We start from the raw sequence: 13,995 nt of genomic DNA, 5'->3' as shown, positions 1-13,995 counted from the left end.
TCCACCTTCCGGGAGTCCCGATGACCCAACCCCGCCCTGAGCACCCGCGCCCGCAGTTCGTCCGGCCGGACTGGCTGAACCTGAACGGTGAGTGGCAGTTCGAGATCGACCGGAGCGACTCCGGCTTGGAGCGTGGGGTCCGGGACCGCGAGTTGCTGCAGCGGATCGCCGTACCGTTCGCCCCGGAGTCGAAGCTGTCCGGGATCGAGAACGTCGACTTCCTCGAAGCGGTTTGGTACCGGACGACCGTGACGATCCCGGCCGAGTGGTCCGGGAACGACGCGGTGCTGCACTTCCAGGCCGTCGACCACGACGCGACCGTGTGGGTGAACGGCGTCGAGGTGGTCCGGCACCGCGGCGGGTTCACGCCGTTCAGCGCCAACCTCAAGAACGTCGCCCGGCCGGGCGAGGAGGCCACGATCGTCGTCCGGGCACGCGACCCGCACAAGGGTCCGCAGGCGCGCGGCAAGCAGAGCCAGCTGTACCACAACCACAGCTGCCTCTACACGCGCACCACCGGCATCTGGCAGACCGTCTGGCTCGAGGCGGTCCCGTCGGTGCACCTCGACCGTCCGCGGATCACCCCGGACGTCGCCGGCTCCGCCTTCCACCTCGAAGTACCGGTCTCGGCCAACAAGCCGGGCCACACGATCAAGGCCACCCTGAAGGACGCCGACGGCGAGGTCGCCACCGCCCAGGTGCGCGCCGACCTCGACCTGGCGCCGCGGCTCACCCTGCAGGTCCCGGCCGACCGGGTCCGGTTGTGGGACACCACCGATCCGCACCTGTACGACGTACGCCTCGAGCTGATCGATGCTGATGGCAACGTCGTGGACGCGGCCGACAGCTACGCCGGCCTGCGGTCGGTGAGCATCAACGGCAAGGCGATCCTGATCAACGGCAAGCACGTGTTCCAGCGGCTCGTGCTGGACCAGGGGTACTGGCCGGAGAGCCTGATGACCGCGCCGTCCGAGGAGGCGCTGGTCCGCGACATCGAGCTCGGCCTGGCGGCCGGGTTCAACGGCGCGCGGCTGCACCAGAAGGTGTTCGAGGAGCGGTTCCTGTACCACGCGGACCGGCTCGGCTACCTGGTCTGGGGCGAGTTCGGCGACTGGGGTTCGGGGGTCGGCGACACCGGCAACGACAACCAGCAGCCGACGGCGTCGTACGTCGCCCAGTGGCTCGAGGCGGTCGAGCGAGACTACAGCCACCCGAGCATCGTCGGCTGGTGCCCGTTGAACGAGACGCACCAGCTGATCCACGACCGGATCACCCAGCTGGACGACGTCACCCGCGCGATGTTCCTGGCCACCAAGGCCGCGGACACCAGCCGCCCGGTGCTGGACGCCTCCGGCTACAGCCACCGGGTGCCGGAGACGGACGTCTGGGACTCGCACAACTACGAGCAGGACCCGGCCGAGTTCGCGAAGCAGATGGCGGATCTGGTGAACGACGAGCCGTACGGCAACACCCGCGACGGCAAGCCGATCTCCCTGGCGTACGACGGCCAGCCGTACTTCTGCAGCGAGTTCGGCGGCATCTGGTGGAACGCGGAAGCCGCGGCCGCCGGCAAGGACGGTCGCAGCGCGGACTCCTGGGGCTACGGTCAGCGGGTCGCGGACGAGGAGGAGTTCTACACCCGCTTCACCGGCCTGATCGACGCACTGCTCGACAACGAGCTGATGTTCGGCTACTGCTACACGCAGCTGACCGACGTCTTCCAGGAAGAGAACGGGATTTACAACTTCGACCGCAGCAACAAGCTCGACGTGCCGCGGATCAAGGCCGTGCAGGAGCGCCAGGCGGCCTACGAGAAGGACTGAATCGCCAGGCTGCCCGCCGCGACCAGGACCCAGAGCACCGCTCCGAGCAGGAGCGGCCTGGGTCCTGTGTCGCGCAGCTCCCGCGGTCGCAACGACAGGCCGATCGCGACCAGCGCGGCCGTGATCAGGCAGGTCCCGAGCAAGCTCAGCCCCGGCAGCCACGCGACCGGCACGAGCCCGGCGGTCCGGAGAGCGGCCGCGGCGAGGAAGCCGATGAGGAACAACGGAACGAGCTTCCGCCACGGCAGACGGGTCGCGGTCTGCGCGTCCGACCTGGTCTGTGAGTCCGACGTGGCCCGCGGGTCCGCCGTGGCCCGCGCATCCGACATGGTCCGCGGGTCCCGGCGCGACGTGTCCCGGCGAGACTTGAGTACGACGAGCGCGATCACGATCGGGACGAGCATCAGCGACCGGGTCAGCTTGACCACCAGGGCCTGGTCGCCGGCCGCTTGACTGTACGCATACCCGGCGGCGACGACGGAGGACGTGTCGTTGATCGCCGTACCCGCCCACAGCCCGAAGGCCTCCGGACTCAGCCCGAGCAGATGCCCGAGCGGCGGGAACGCCAGCACCGCGATGATGTTGAAGGTGAAGATCGTCGCCAGCGCGTAGGCGACCGATGAGCGCTTCGGGTTGATCGCCGCCGTGGTCGCCGCGATCGCCGACGCGCCGCAGATCGCCGTACCAACCCCGATCAACGTCTGCGTGTCCCCGCGGACCCCGAGCAACCGGCCGAACAGCCACGCGCCGCCGAGCGCGATCGCCAGCGTGCCGAGCATCACCGGCAGCGACGAGCCGCCGACCTGGACGACCTGCTGGAGCGACAGCCCGGTCCCCAGGACGACGATCGACAGTTGGAGCAGCGTCTTCGAGGCGAAGGCGTATCCGGGCCGACACAACTCCGAGCGCAACGCGGGCACGAGCAGGCCGGCCAGCACACCGAGCACGATCCCGAACACCGGTCCGCCGACGACCGGCACCAGGCGCCCGAGCGGAACGGCGATCCCGGTCAGGAGCAGTACGACGACCAGCCCGGGCAATCTGGTGAACCGAGGGACGGCCAGTGGCCTAACCTCGACCTGCACCATGAACCCGGACCCCTTCAGCAGAAATGTACGCACATTTACGCTAGGAGATGACCGGACATTTCGCAAGCCGGATGGAGGCGCACCACCCGATGACCGAGCGCAGGCTCGACCGCTCCGGCGGCCAGCCGCTCTGGAAGCAGCTCCAGCAGGACCTGGTCCGGCGACTGCGGGCGGGCGAATTCGACGACGTCTTCCCCGGCGAGCTCGCGCTGGTCGAGGACTACCAGGTCAGCCGGCACACGGTCCGGCAGGCGCTCACCAAGCTGCGCGCGGACGGTCTGATCGTCGCCGAACGCGGCCGCCAGCCCCGGGTCGCGACCGCCCCGGAGATCCGGCAGCCGATGGGTGCGCTCTACAGCCTGTTCTCCTCGGTCGAGGCGTCCGGCCTGACGCAGCACAGCGTCGTACGGGCGTTGGACATCCGGGCCGACGGGGTGATCGCGGCCCGCCTCGACCTCGAGGAGTCCATTCCGCTGCTCTACCTCGAGCGTCTTCGCTTCGCGGGCGACGAGCCGCTCGCGCTGGATCGCGTGTGGCTGCCCGCGTCCATCGCCGAGCCGCTCCTGGACGCCGACTTCACGCACACCAGCCTCTACAACGAGCTGGCCGCGAGCACCGGCCTCCGCCTCGACCACGGCCGCGAGGACATCCGGGCCGTCGTACCCACGCCGGCCGAACGTGCCCTCCTCCGCTGCCCGCCGGAGGCCGCCGCCTTCTCGATCAACCGCCAGGGCAGCTCACAGAACCGCCCGGTCGAGTGGCGGCACACCCTCGTCCGCGCCGACCGCTTCGCCCTGTCCGCCGAATTCTCCGCCAACACCGGCTACCGCCTCACCACAGCCGCAGTCACCCACGCGGGCACCTGACACGACTCAGGCCTGCGTCTGACGGAACGGATCGTCCGCCGGCAGCCAGCCGTCGGACAGCTCGACGGCGACGCCACGTGTGAGCGCCTCGACGGCGGCCAGTACGGCGCGACCCGGCTCGTCCCTCCGGGCCACCAGAGCCCACGTCCAGATCGGCGTCGGCTCGATGATCGGGCGGCGGACGAGATCCGGCGGCACCGGGGTCGCGTCCCGTTTCGGCGAACTGACGACCGGCCGGCGCAGGCGCCGTACGTGCTCGAAGAGCGCCGGGCCGGTGATGCCGTGGTCGTCGATCCGGACGAGCTCGGCCCCGGTCTCGCGGGCGAGCTCGACCGCGTAGATGTTCCACGACGCCCAGGTCGCGGTGTCCGCGTCGACCAGTACGACGGTGTCCTTGGCGCGGACGGCGGATTCGTCGCGACCCCACGAGATCGCGGACAACCGGTCCGCCCCGATCAGCCGGCCCTCCAGCTGCTGCTCGGCCAGATCGGTCGCCCGCACCCAGCAGATCGCCAGGTCGACGCTGCCGTCCGCGACCCGGCCGGCCTGCGTGTGTGACGGCATCACCCAGGCGTCCACGAGCAGTTGCGCGACACCCGACGTCCGCTCGACCAGATCGGGCGGCCGCCAGCTCACGTAGCCGAGCCGGACCGGTTCGGTCGCCGAGAAGCCGGCCGCCGTACGCCGTAGCTCGTCGGCCTGCTCGAGCAGCGCCCGGGTCTGCGGCAGCAACGACTCGCCGTGCGCGGTCAGCGTGACCGTACGCCGGTCGCGGTCGAACAACCGCACGCCGAGATCCCGCTCCAGCGATTTGATCTGCTGCGAGAGCGACGGCCCCGCGATGTGCAGGCGGGCCGCGGCGCGACCGAAGTTGAGCTCTTCGGCCACGGCGACGAAGTACCGCAACTGCCGCAGTTCCACCCGCCGATCGTAGTAGGCGGGGCCTCTCAGCTGGGAGCGAACCGGTCGTGGAAAACCACCGATCGTTCGACAACTATCGAACTACAGCAACCATCGACAAGGAGACAACCCCATGAGTCCCCAGAAAGTCGCCGTCGTCACCGGTGCGTCCCAGGGCATCGGCGCGGCCCTCGTCCAGGCGTACCGGAAACTCGGGTACGCCGTCGTCGCCAACTCCCGCACCATCGAGCCGTCGGACGACCCGCTGGTGCTGACCGTCCCCGGCGACGTCGCGGAACCGGGTGTCGGCCGCACGATCGTCCGGGCCGCCGTCGAGCAGTTCGGCCGGATCGACACCTTGGTGAACAACGCAGGCGTGTTCGTCGCCAAGCCGTTCACCGAATACACCGCCGAGGACTACGACCTCGTCACCGGCGTGAACTCTCGCGGCTTCTTCGAGCTCACCCAGCAGGCCGTCGCGGCAATGCTTGCCCAGGGCACCGGCCACGTCGTCACGATCACCACCACGTTGGCAGATCACGCCAACAGCAACATGCCGTCCGTGCTGGCCTCGCTGACGAAGGGCGGTCTCAACTCGGCCACCCTCTCCCTGGCCACCGAGTACGCCGCCCGCGGGATCCGGGTCAACGCCGTCGCTCCGGGCGTCGTCCGTACGCCGATGCATCCGGCGGAAACGCACGAGTTCCTCGCCGCACTGCACCCGGTCGGCCGGCTCGGCGAGATCGAGGAGATCGTCGACGCGGTCGTGTATCTCGAAGGTGCCGCGTTCGTCACCGGCGAGATACTGCATGTCGACGGCGGCCAGTTGGCGGGGCACTGAGATGACCGAGCTCGAGATCCTGCAGAGCGTCCTCGACGAGTGGAAGGCCGGCGTCGACGCGCACGAGCCGAAGCAAGTGGCCGCGTTGTTCGCCGACGACGCGATCTTCCAGGGCCTGCACCTGTACGGCGTCGGCCCGGACGACGTCGCCGCGTACTACGACTCACAGCCGCGCGGCCTGCGAGCGTCGTACGGCGTCTTGGAGACCCGGCGACTCGCGGACGACCTCGTCCTCGGCTACCTCGCCGTCGACTTCACCTTCACCGACCGCCCGCCTCTGTCCGTGTACCTCAGCCTGATCGTCCGGCACGTCGGCGACTCCTGGCAGATCGCCCACTACCAGGTTTCCAAGCTCTGATCAGCGCTCGACTTCAAGTGGACTGGAGGTGTTGGGGTGGGCGTCATGTGGGAGATCGATGAGCTTGATCTTGACGCCTACCTCGAGCGGATTCGGCACTCTTGGGTGACGCCTTCGGCGGACGGGCTGCGCAGCCTGCACCGGGCGCATGTGCTGGCGATCCCGTTCGAGAATCTCGACGTGGTCCTCGGGACGCATCCGGGGATCGGCCTGGACGCCATCCAGGCCAAGCTCGTCCGGCGGCAACGCGGCGGCTACTGCTACGAGCACGCGCTGCTGTTCGGCGCCGCGCTCGAACGGCTGGGGTTCCAGGTCGAACGCCGGGTCGCCCGGGTCCAGCCGCACAAGTCGGGACCGCGGACGCACGCGTTGCTGAAGGTAGGCGTCGACGGGCAGGAGTTCCTGGCCGACGTCGGATTCGGCGCCGGTCAGTTGTACCCGACCCCGCTGAAGGACGGCGTGGTCGTCGACCAGGGCGGCTGGGACCACCGGCTCACGGTCGACGGCGACGTGTGGACGCTGTCGAAGCGGACGCCGGACGGGTGGATCCCGCAACACGCGTCGAACGACGAGCCGGTGCGCCCGATCGACTACGAGGTCTACCACCACTACGTCTCGACCCACCCGGACTCACCGTTCACCGGCCGCCCGGTGGTCATGCGGGTCGCCGACGGCGTCATCCGCCGCTTGATCGGAGACGAGCTCACCACCGAGTACGCCGACGGTCGCAGCACGCACCGCGTCGTACCGGCCGAGGAACTGCCCGCCGCCCTCGCGACCCTCGACGTCCACCTCAGCGACGAAGAGGTCGACCGCCTGCGGCTTCTTTAGGCGTCTCGGTGCGGAAGGACTCGCCGAGTTCCGCGCCCAGGCCGAAGTAGTGGCGGAAGTTGTAGACCAGCGGCGACCAGGCGCGCGGATCGACGTACGACGTTCCCGGTACGACGATCCGCGCGTCGGCGTGCACTCGCAGCACCTTCGCCTGCACGACCAGGAAGTTGCCATCGGCGCCCATCTCGACGCGTACGGCGGACGCCTCGAACTGCAACGGGCACTCGGCCACCCGTGGCGGCCCGACCAGCTCGGACGGGACCGGCGTCAGGCCGGCCGCCTTGAACTTCTCGCGCTCGAAGCGGAAGCGCGCCCGCTTCTCTGGAGGCAGCGGGTCACGACCGGTCAGCGGTGCGAGCCGCTCGACCGCCTCCCACAGCTCCGGTGACGGGAAGTTGATCACGAGCTCCGGCCGGTGTTGGAGGTTGTGCGCGGTCTGACCGGTCGCGCCGAGACCGAGGACGACGAGGTCGCCGAGCGCCCACGCGGACGACATCGGGGCGAGGTTGATCGTGCCGTCGGCGTTCTCGGTGGAGAGCACCGCGACCGGCGTACCGACGTACAGGATGGACGGTTCGATCGTCAGGTGCGTCATGGGGCTGACGGTAGGTTGCGGTCGCTTCGGTGTTGGCCGAAGTGTGCGGGCGGCATGATGGGAGCGTGAGTACGCAGGCCGAGGGGCAGGAGTTGGCGGCGTGGGCCAGGATGCTGGCCGACGCCACCCGGGCGACGGTCTGCCTGGCCCTGCTGGACGGGCGGGCGTGGACCGCGACCGAGCTGGCGCGGCTGGCGAAGGTCTCCCGGCCGACGATCAGCGAGCACCTGAACCTGCTGGTCGACGGCGGGTTGCTGACCGAGGTCCGGCAGGGGCGGCACCGGTATCTGAAGCTCGCCGGCCCGGAAACGGCCGAGTTGATCGAAGGGCTCGCGGCGCTCGCACCTCGTCGTACCGAAGTACTGAACAGCTTGGCGGCGGTGAGCAAGCGGGACGCGTTCGCGCGGGCGCGCACGTGCTACGACCACCTGGCCGGCAAGCTCGGCGTTGCGCTCGCGGACGCGATGACCGAGCGCGGTCTGATCGACTGGTCGGACGGTGTCACGCTGACGCCCGAAGGCACCGCCTGGCTGACGGATCTCGGCATCGTGCTCGAGCGTCGGCCCGGCCGGCCCGCGGTGCGGTCATGTCTGGACGTGACCGAACGCCGGCCGCATCTGGCCGGCGCGGTCGGCGCGGCTTTGTGTGCACATGCCTTGCACGAGGGCTGGGTGAGCCACATCTCCGGTGGTCGCGCACTGAAGGTGACCGGCTCGGTCCGCCGGCTCGGACTGCCCGCCGGAGTCGTCCGGGAGCTGCTGCCCGGAGTCTGAGAAGTCCGTGACGAAACGCCTGCCGGGAGGCGCCGAGCGCGGAATGCACTTAACCTTCGGCCATGACTGAGTTCGAGCCCGGCACCGAACTGGTGTCCCGTCTGCCGTTGCCCAGCCATGTGATCGTCCTCGTCGACGGCGAGTGGCGGCCCGGCTGGCTGATCGGCCGTGAGCACGAGGAGACGGGATGGACCGGTCTGGTGCAGTACGAGGGCGTCGACGGCACCGAGCACACGGAACGCCTCCCGGCGGACCGGATCGCGCTGCCGGAGTCGCACCATCCGAGCGAACAGGCGTCATGACGTAGGGAGGGATCGACGCGCGAAGGCCCCCGGTGGATCACCGGGGGCCTTCGTGCGTAACGCGGCCGGGGCGCCTGGCGGCGAAACGAGAACCCCGCCCCAGGCCCTTCGGGCGGTTGACCTGGGACGGGATGCTCTGTGGCGTTACACACGGTGTATCGGTGGTAACGGCCTGAGCGTTACACGATCGCAGGAAAAATCTTCGGCGGCCGCGGCCGGTCGTCGTTGACGCAGAGCCAGCCGATCGACACGGTGACAGGGAGCGACCCCGGTGCACGTCCCTGAACACCGGGGCCTGGAGAGACAGCCTCTCGAGCGACTGTCGCTCCTGTTGTTCAGGTGCCCCAGTCGTCACCAGTCATTCGTGCCGAATGCAACCGGATCCGTGCGGACGGTGGCCGGCGCCGTACGCAGCGGCACCGGACAGTGGTCAGAAGTGCACCGCGAGCAGGATCCGGCCGCTCTCCGAGCTGCGGATGTCCAGCGCGCGGATCTCGTGGCGCTGCAGCTTCGTGGTCGCGGCCGGCTTGACCGTCGTCCCCGGCGCCGCGGTCCAGCTCGCGATCAGTTGCGCCTTACCGGACGTGTCCGTCACGTACAGCTCGTAACCACGGGCTCGCTCACTCGGCGTCGCCAATTCGTCGTACCGGCAGCTGATCTCGATCGTCGTACCCCAGCGTTCCGGCACCAGGCGGGCGTCCGCGGAGAGCTTGCTGGCCACGGTCTGCGCCAGGACGACGTAGTCCCCCTGCGGCTCCTCGCGACTGAGCGGGATCGCCACCACCGCACCGACGACCGCGGCCGCGGTGGCCACCGCGGCCATCACCAGACCGATCCGGAGGCGCCGCTTGCGGGTGTCCTGCTGGACCGCGCGAACCAGCCCGGGCAGCAGGTTCGGCGGATTGGCGGTGATGGTCGCGAGCGCCCGGTCGTCGGGCAGCGCCGCCAGGCTCCGGGGTACGTCGGCCAGCGACGCGACCCCGGCCGAGCACTCGTCGCACGTCCGCAGATGCTCCTCGTACGCCCGCCGGTCCTTCGCCGACAGCGCCCCGAGCAGGTAGGCCGCGTCCCACTCCTTGTACGGATCGCTCACTGGCTCGTCACCCCCCTCTCCTGCAGCGCGAGCTTCAAGGCTCGCAGCCCGTAGTGCAGCCGCGACTTCACGGTGCCTGACGGGATGTCCAGCTCCTCGGCGATGTCGGTGACGGTACGACGCCCGTAGTACGCACGAACGATCACCTGCCGGTGTTCCTCGGACAACTGTGCCAGCGACTCCGCCACCAGCCAGGCATCGAGTACGGCGTTGGCGTGGTCGGCGCTCGGGTTCTCCGGCAGGTCGCCGCTGGCCACCTCCCGACTGACCCGGGCGCTGCGCCGGTCGTCGATCACGAGGTTGCGCGCGACCGTGAACAGCCAGGCCCGGGCGCCCGCCTCGTCCTCGGTGAGGATCTGCGGCCGGCGCCACGCCCGCAGCAGGGTCTCCTGGACGACGTCCTCGGCCAGCCGGTCGTCGCCGGTCAGCCGGACCACGAACCGCCACAACGCGGGCGCGTGCACGTCGTGCAACTCGCGGAGCAGCGCCGCGCGGTCATCGGCCATCGGCGCTCCTGCGGTGTCATGCAGCGGGTGGACCCCGCTGCCGCTGCTGCCTGCTCGCAACCATTCTGCACAGGAAGCGAAGTTCCGGACGATGTCGGCGCGCATTCACCGGCGCTGCCGGGGTACCGCCGTACCACCCCCTGCAGACAAGGAGTGGCACGATGAGCACCTTCGACCCGTGGAACTACCGCGAGGAGTCCGGGTACGCGCAAGGCACCGACATCGTCGGCTACAAGATCGCCGCGGTGGACGGTGACATCGGCAAGGTGGACAAGGCGACGGACGAGGTCGGGTCCGCGTCGATCGTGGTCGACACCGGGCCGTGGATCCTCGGCCGCAAGGTTCTGCTCCCGGCCGGCGTGGTCCAGCGCGTCGACGCCGACGAGGAGAAGATCTACGTCGACCGGACCAAGGACCAGATCAAGGACTCGCCGGAGTACGACCCGGACGTGGCCGACTACGACGAGCAGGAGTACCGGGACCGGCTCGGCAACTACTACGGCGACTACTACAAGCGCGGAATGTAATCTCGTCCGCCGCTGAGGCGCCCCCACCGCCACCCGCTTGTGGCACGCTGAGAGCGGGAGGGGGTGGGGGCGCTGACGCAGGTACTCGAGACGAAGCTGTACGTTCCCCGGCCGCGGGCAGGTGTGGTGCCGCGGCCGCGGTTGAGCAAGCGGCTGGGGGTGCGGGCGGCGCTCACGCTGATCTCCGCGCCGGCAGGCTTCGGGAAGACCACACTGCTCACGGCCTTCGGGGACCAGTCGGTCGCCTGGGTCTCACTCGATGCGAGCGACAACGATCCGACGACCTTCTGGACGTACGTCGTCGCGGCGCTGCGCACGGTCGCACCCGACGTCGGCGACCTGCCGGAGTCCTCGCAGCCCGTGCCGCCGGCTGTGCTGCTCACCCCGTTGCTCAACGACCTGGGCGCGATCCCGGCCGACGTCGTCCTGGTGCTCGACGACTACCACCACATCGACGCGCGCGAGATCCAGGACGGCATGGTCTTCCTGCTGGACCACCTGCCGCCGAACCTCCGGCTGGTGATCGCCGGCCGGTCCGATCCACTGCTCCCGCTCGCCCGGTTGCGGGCGCGCGGCGACCTCGTCGAACTCCGGGCCGCCGACCTGCGGTTCACTCCGGACGAAGCGGCGACGTACCTGAACGAGACGATGGGCCTGCGGCTGACGGCGGGGGACGTGGCGGCGCTGGAGGCGCGTACCGAGGGGTGGATTGCCGCGCTGCAACTGGCGGCCTTGTCGATGCAGGGCCGCGACGACGTGACCGCCTTCATCGACGGGTTCGCGGGCACCGACCGGTTCGTCGTCGACTACCTGGTCGAAGAGGTCGTTCATCGCCAGTCCGACGACATCCAGTCGTTCCTGCTGCAGACGTCGATCCTGAGCCGGATGAACGGATCGTTGTGCGACGCGGTGACGGGCCGGGTCGACGGGAAGACCGCGCTGGCCGAGCTCGAACGCGGGAACCTCTTCCTCGTCCCGCTCGACGACCGCCGGCAGTGGTACCGGTACCACCACCTCTTCGCCGACGTGATGCACGCACGCCTGCTCGACGAGCATCCCGACCAGGTGCCGGTCCTGCACCGCCGCGCGAGCGCCTGGTACGAGCAGTACGGCGAGCTGCCCGCGGCGATCCACCACGCCCTGGCCGCCGAGGACTTCGAGCGGGCGGGCGACCTGGTCGAGCTGGCGATCCCGGCCAGTCGACGGGACCGCCAGGAGGCGGCGATGCTCGGCTGGTTCGCACGCCTGCCCGACGACGTAGTCCGCGCCCGACCAACCCTGAGCATCGGGTACGCCGGCGCGCTGATGGCGACCGGATCGGTGGAGAACGTCGCGGCGCTGCTGGAGAACGCCGCACGCGATCCGGAGCTGGGCGACTGGATCGCCGTCTATCGGGCCGCACTCGCGCTGATCCACGGCGACACCGCCGCGACCGTCGCCTACGGGCGGCAGGCTCTCGAACTGCTGCCGGACGACGACCAGCTCGGCCACGGTGCGGCGACCGGCCTGCTCGGGCTCGCGTCCTGGGCGCAAGGCGATCTCGAGGCCGCACACACGGCGTACACGGACTGCATGGCGAGCCTGGTCCGGGTCGGGTTCCTGCCCGACGCCCTCGGTTGCTCGATCACGCTCGCGGACCTCAGCATCACCCAGGGACGCCTCCGCGAGGCGATGCGTGTCTACGAACGCGCCCTCGAGCTCGGCACGCACCTGCGCGGGACGGCCGACATGTACGTCGGTCTGAGTGGGCTGCACCGCGAGCGGAACGACCTGCCGCTGGCGTTGGAGTTCCTGCAGCGCAGCGAGCGGCTGGGAGAGGCGATGGGCCTGCCGCAGAACCCCTGGCGCTCGCGGGTGGCGATGGCCCGGATCCGTGAGGCGGAAGGCGATCTCGACCAGGCCGTCGCGCTGCTCGACGACGCGGAACGCCTGTATTTCGGGGACTTCTCGCCTGAGGTCCGTCCGGTCGCGGCGATGCGCGCGCGGGTGTGGATCCGTCAGGGCAAGGTGGACGACGTACTCGCCTGGGCCCGCGAGCTGCCGTCCGAGCTCAGTTATCTGCGGGAGTTCGAGCACATCACGTTCGCCCGGGCGCTGCTCGCCCAGGGATCGGTGGACGAGGGATCGGTCGACGAGGCGCGGGAGTTGCTGGAGCGGTTGCTGCACGAAGCCGAGACGGGTGGCCGGATGGGGACCGTGATCGAGATCCTCGTGCTGCAGGCGCTGGCCCGGCGGGACGACGTACCCAGTGCGTTGGTTCCGTTGGAGCGCGCGCTCGCGCTGGCCGCACCGGAGGGTTACGCGCGGATCTTCGTGGACGAGGGTCCGGCGATGGAGTCGCTGTTGAAGGCCGCTGCGAAGCGCGGGATCGCCCAGTCGTACATCAGCCGGCTGACCGGCTTCGAGTCGCGCGGGGCGGATCCGTTGAGCGAGCGCGAGCTCGAAGTACTGCGACTGCTCGGCAGCGAACTCGGCGGACCGGACATCGCCCGCGAACTCACGGTGTCCCTGAACACCCTGCGGACGCACACGAAGAACATCTACCTCAAGCTCGGCGTGAACAACCGCCGGGCAGCCGTACGCCGGGCAGGCGAGCTCGGCCTACTCAGCCACAGCCGGTGACCGGGTCAGGTAGTAGCCGTACGTCGCCACCGCGAGACCTGCACCCCAGACGACGTACGCGGGCACGGCGACCCAGAAGAAGGCGGCCGGCAGACCGACGTCGCCGTACACGGCCTCACCCTGGACCGTGGCGGCGATCATCTGGAGCAATCCGACACCGAAGTACGCCGTGATGCCGCCGCCCAGCCCGGCGCCGGGCACGAGCAGCATCCACCGCGGGAAGAACCGGCCGAGACGGTGGACGAGCAGGAACGGCAACACGATCCCGGTCAGCAGGAAGCCGCCCTCGAACACGATCATCGAGAGGTTCGCGCCGTACGGCGTACTGCCGAACCCGACGACCGCTTGGGCGCCGACCCGGATCAGGCAGCCGGCCACGGCGGCGCCGGCACCGGCGACGGCCCACCAGGGGATCGCGGTCAGCGAGCGGCCCGGGCCTAGGCGGCGTTGATGGACGAGCGCGGTCCTTGCGAGCAGGGCGGCGCCTGTGAGCGCGGCCAATCTGCTCAGCATGCCGGGGAGGTCGAAGGGGATCCCTAGGCCCGGTAGGACGCCGCCGACCAGGTCGAGGAGTGCGAAACCGGCGGCGGCTACCCAGCCGGCTGCGAGCGCCCACAGTGTCCGGATCAGCGGGCGTGAGGCTGGGTGGCGGCGTACGGCGAGCACGGCCGCGGCGCTGGCTGCGCATCCCGCGACCGCAATCCAGTTGGGGACGAGGAGGTCGTTGCCGGGGAGCTTCCAGTCGGGGGCGTTGCCCAGGGCGAACCACACGCGGAGGCAGCCGTACAGCACGGCCCAGGTGAGTGTGGCGACGATCGTCATGCCATCAGCTTCGTCCTGGGTGGTGGCCGTCCGGATCACTCGCTTGGG

15 protein-coding genes are annotated in these 13,995 nt (G+C 69.9%); 9 read left to right on the top strand and 6 right to left on the bottom strand.

Annotation, left to right across the window (positions count from 1 at the left end; genetic code table 11):
* Positions 1-20: 20 nt before the first annotated feature.
* Positions 21-1,823 (top strand): glycoside hydrolase family 2 protein, encoded by a 1,803-nt coding sequence (locus ACQPYZ_RS04330; RefSeq protein WP_433165436.1) that lies wholly within the window; start codon positions 21-23, stop codon positions 1,821-1,823.
* On the opposite strand, the gene ACQPYZ_RS04325 is transcribed toward ACQPYZ_RS04330, so the two are convergent.
* Positions 1,808-2,944, bottom strand: a complete 1,137-nt coding sequence (locus ACQPYZ_RS04325; RefSeq protein WP_433165434.1) for a YeiH family protein — start codon at positions 2,942-2,944, stop codon at positions 1,808-1,810. The genes ACQPYZ_RS04330 and ACQPYZ_RS04325 overlap by 16 nt on opposite strands.
* A 14-nt stretch (positions 2,945-2,958) precedes the next feature.
* Here ACQPYZ_RS04325 and ACQPYZ_RS04320 point away from each other — a divergent pair, with 14 nt between their 5' ends.
* Complete coding sequence (locus tag ACQPYZ_RS04320) at positions 2,959-3,777, top strand: GntR family transcriptional regulator (protein ID WP_433165432.1); 819 nt, start codon at positions 2,959-2,961, stop codon at positions 3,775-3,777.
* Between the two features lie 6 nt (positions 3,778-3,783).
* On the opposite strand, the gene ACQPYZ_RS04315 is transcribed toward ACQPYZ_RS04320, so the two are convergent.
* Entirely contained in the window at positions 3,784-4,698 is a 915-nt protein-coding gene (locus ACQPYZ_RS04315) for a LysR family transcriptional regulator (protein ID WP_433165430.1), read from the bottom strand.
* 112 nt (positions 4,699-4,810) lie between these two features.
* Here ACQPYZ_RS04315 and ACQPYZ_RS04310 point away from each other — a divergent pair, with 112 nt between their 5' ends.
* The 3 genes from ACQPYZ_RS04310 to ACQPYZ_RS04300 are packed head-to-tail and all read left to right on the top strand — an operon-like array spanning position 4,811 to position 6,707.
* Positions 4,811-5,518, top strand: coding sequence for an SDR family NAD(P)-dependent oxidoreductase (locus tag ACQPYZ_RS04310; protein ID WP_433165428.1), 708 nt, complete (start codon positions 4,811-4,813; stop codon positions 5,516-5,518).
* Position 5,519: 1 nt separating this feature from the next.
* Positions 5,520-5,876: a hypothetical protein gene (locus ACQPYZ_RS04305; protein ID WP_433165426.1), complete on the top strand. Its 357-nt coding sequence runs from the start codon at positions 5,520-5,522 to the stop codon at positions 5,874-5,876.
* Positions 5,877-5,921: 45 nt separating this feature from the next.
* The gene (locus ACQPYZ_RS04300; RefSeq protein WP_433165424.1) at positions 5,922-6,707 is read left to right on the top strand and encodes an arylamine N-acetyltransferase family protein; all 786 of its coding nucleotides are present in this window, start codon (positions 5,922-5,924) and stop codon (positions 6,705-6,707) included.
* Here the strand turns inward: ACQPYZ_RS04300 and ACQPYZ_RS04295 are convergent.
* Positions 6,670-7,302: a flavin reductase family protein gene (locus ACQPYZ_RS04295; protein ID WP_433165422.1), complete on the bottom strand. Its 633-nt coding sequence runs from the start codon at positions 7,300-7,302 to the stop codon at positions 6,670-6,672. The genes ACQPYZ_RS04300 and ACQPYZ_RS04295 overlap by 38 nt on opposite strands.
* Before the next feature lie 65 nt (positions 7,303-7,367).
* On the opposite strand from ACQPYZ_RS04295, the gene ACQPYZ_RS04290 reads away from it, so the two are divergent.
* Together ACQPYZ_RS04290 and ACQPYZ_RS04285 are read left to right on the top strand one after the other, a co-directional pair.
* Positions 7,368-8,075, top strand: a complete 708-nt coding sequence (locus ACQPYZ_RS04290) for an ArsR/SmtB family transcription factor (protein WP_433165420.1) — start codon at positions 7,368-7,370, stop codon at positions 8,073-8,075.
* A gap of 62 nt (positions 8,076-8,137) precedes the next feature.
* Entirely contained in the window at positions 8,138-8,377 is a 240-nt protein-coding gene (locus ACQPYZ_RS04285) for a hypothetical protein (RefSeq protein ID WP_433165417.1), read from the top strand.
* Positions 8,378-8,807: 430 nt separating this feature from the next.
* On the opposite strand, the gene ACQPYZ_RS04280 is transcribed toward ACQPYZ_RS04285, so the two are convergent.
* Positions 8,808-9,470 (bottom strand): anti-sigma factor family protein, encoded by a 663-nt coding sequence (locus ACQPYZ_RS04280; protein WP_433165415.1) that lies wholly within the window; start codon positions 9,468-9,470, stop codon positions 8,808-8,810.
* Entirely contained in the window at positions 9,467-9,976 is a 510-nt protein-coding gene (locus tag ACQPYZ_RS04275) for a sigma-70 family RNA polymerase sigma factor (protein WP_132208601.1), read from the bottom strand. The genes ACQPYZ_RS04280 and ACQPYZ_RS04275 overlap by 4 nt, the downstream gene beginning before the upstream one ends.
* 161 nt (positions 9,977-10,137) lie before the next feature.
* Between ACQPYZ_RS04275 and ACQPYZ_RS04270 the strand changes: the two genes are divergently transcribed.
* A complete protein-coding gene (locus tag ACQPYZ_RS04270) occupies positions 10,138-10,503 on the top strand; it encodes a PRC-barrel domain-containing protein (RefSeq protein ID WP_433165412.1) in 366 nt (121 codons plus the stop codon).
* 63 nt (positions 10,504-10,566) lie between these two features.
* Positions 10,567-13,125: a LuxR C-terminal-related transcriptional regulator gene (locus ACQPYZ_RS04265; RefSeq protein ID WP_433165410.1), complete on the top strand. Its 2,559-nt coding sequence runs from the start codon at positions 10,567-10,569 to the stop codon at positions 13,123-13,125.
* Here the strand turns inward: ACQPYZ_RS04265 and ACQPYZ_RS04260 are convergent.
* Positions 13,105-13,947 (bottom strand): hypothetical protein, encoded by an 843-nt coding sequence (locus ACQPYZ_RS04260; RefSeq protein ID WP_433165407.1) that lies wholly within the window; start codon positions 13,945-13,947, stop codon positions 13,105-13,107. The two genes, ACQPYZ_RS04265 and ACQPYZ_RS04260, sit on opposite strands and share 21 nt — an antisense overlap.
* Positions 13,948-13,995 lie beyond the last annotated feature (48 nt).

Source organism: Kribbella sp. CA-247076, from assembly GCF_050942445.1.
Taxonomy (GTDB): Bacteria; Actinomycetota; Actinomycetes; order Propionibacteriales; family Kribbellaceae; genus Kribbella.
The sequence above is the reverse complement of the archived record's forward strand: the minus strand, read 5'-3'. Positions and strand labels throughout refer to the sequence as shown.

Excerpts from the sequence above, each read along its gene's own strand:
- ACQPYZ_RS04330 (WP_433165436.1), top strand. The coding sequence starts at position 21 with ATGACCCAACCCCGCCCTGAGCACCCGCGCCCGCAGTTCGTCCGGCCG.
- ACQPYZ_RS04320 (WP_433165432.1), top strand. The coding sequence starts at position 2,959 with ATGACCGGACATTTCGCAAGCCGGATGGAGGCGCACCACCCGATGACC.
- ACQPYZ_RS04310 (WP_433165428.1), top strand. The coding sequence starts at position 4,811 with ATGAGTCCCCAGAAAGTCGCCGTCGTCACCGGTGCGTCCCAGGGCATC.
- ACQPYZ_RS04305 (WP_433165426.1), top strand. The coding sequence starts at position 5,520 with ATGACCGAGCTCGAGATCCTGCAGAGCGTCCTCGACGAGTGGAAGGCC.
- ACQPYZ_RS04300 (WP_433165424.1), top strand. The coding sequence starts at position 5,922 with ATGTGGGAGATCGATGAGCTTGATCTTGACGCCTACCTCGAGCGGATT.
- ACQPYZ_RS04295 (WP_433165422.1), bottom strand. The coding sequence starts at position 7,302 with ATGACGCACCTGACGATCGAACCGTCCATCCTGTACGTCGGTACGCCG.
- ACQPYZ_RS04285 (WP_433165417.1), top strand. The coding sequence starts at position 8,138 with ATGACTGAGTTCGAGCCCGGCACCGAACTGGTGTCCCGTCTGCCGTTG.
- ACQPYZ_RS04275 (WP_132208601.1), bottom strand. The coding sequence starts at position 9,976 with ATGGCCGATGACCGCGCGGCGCTGCTCCGCGAGTTGCACGACGTGCAC.
- ACQPYZ_RS04270 (WP_433165412.1), top strand. The coding sequence starts at position 10,138 with ATGAGCACCTTCGACCCGTGGAACTACCGCGAGGAGTCCGGGTACGCG.
- ACQPYZ_RS04260 (WP_433165407.1), bottom strand. The coding sequence starts at position 13,947 with ATGACGATCGTCGCCACACTCACCTGGGCCGTGCTGTACGGCTGCCTC.